Source organism: Algoriphagus persicinus (genome assembly GCF_035156415.1).
Lineage (GTDB): Bacteria > Bacteroidota > Bacteroidia > Cytophagales > Cyclobacteriaceae > Algoriphagus > Algoriphagus persicinus.
In genome coordinates, this window is sequence record NZ_JAYEEY010000075.1 from 1 (window position 1) to 908 (window position 908).

Consider the following 908-nt stretch of genomic DNA (forward strand, 5'->3'; position numbering starts at 1 on the left):
ACTCTTCTCTGCCACTCAGGATGAAGATGTAAATCTACTTCATCAATCAAGATCACAGCCTCAGCTTCCAAAGGATTTTTCATTTGGGGATTGGCAAGTGCCATTCGAATCGCCAAGTCAATCACCAGAGAGAGTAGAGTTTTATACCCATCACTGAGCTGCATAATGTCCAGTATTTCCTTATCCTTTTTGACGACAAACTTTAAAGGATTAAGATTGATATGAGGATCGCTTATACCGGGAAAGATACTGATTATAGCTTTTCTTACTGTCTCAAGCTCAGGTAGCTGAAATTCAAAATCCTTTAGTTCACGTTGCTTGCGTTGTTCTTCATTTTCTTTATTATAGAACCAAACAAATGCGGATTTAAACCTACTATCAGCGGCAAGTGCTCCTTCCAAAGCTTCAAACCTAGCATGAGCCTTTGGAAACCCTCTCCTACGAAGCGGTACATCCAGCAGAGCCCTAGAAACACCATAGTATGAAAACATCGGCAGATCAAAGCTTTTAGAATCATTAAAAGGATCCAAAATTGACTGGTCTAGGTATTTCCTGAGACTTTGAAGCCCTACCGCAGTTGGAATTTGCTCCGTCGTGGACTTACTCTTGTCACGCCTTTCCGTTCTATCCCATGTCACCCCCTTGTCAGCCTCTATCCGTACTCTGGTATAAGGGGCTTTAAGATTATTTTCTTGTTTGATATCCGTTTTACGAAATGAGATCCCCGATACACCCGGTAGATAAGTAAGAACAGCACCTAAACCTATCGCCAATCCATCAAGAATACTTGTTTTACCAGAACCGTTTTCTCCGATAAGGATGGTAATCCTCCTTCCAAGCTCAAGCTTTATATGATCTTTGGATCGGAAATTATCAAGAGATATGGTTTTTATAATCATAATTTAAAC

The 908-nt window shown here is 40.5% G+C and carries 1 protein-coding gene; it reads right to left on the bottom strand.

Going from position 1 to position 908, the window contains the following annotated elements; genetic code table 11:
• On the bottom strand, nt 1–899 hold an 899-nt coding region (locus tag U3A58_RS21720; RefSeq protein ID WP_323826489.1), incomplete at its 3' end, for an AAA family ATPase.
• Nucleotides 900–908 lie beyond the last annotated feature (9 nt).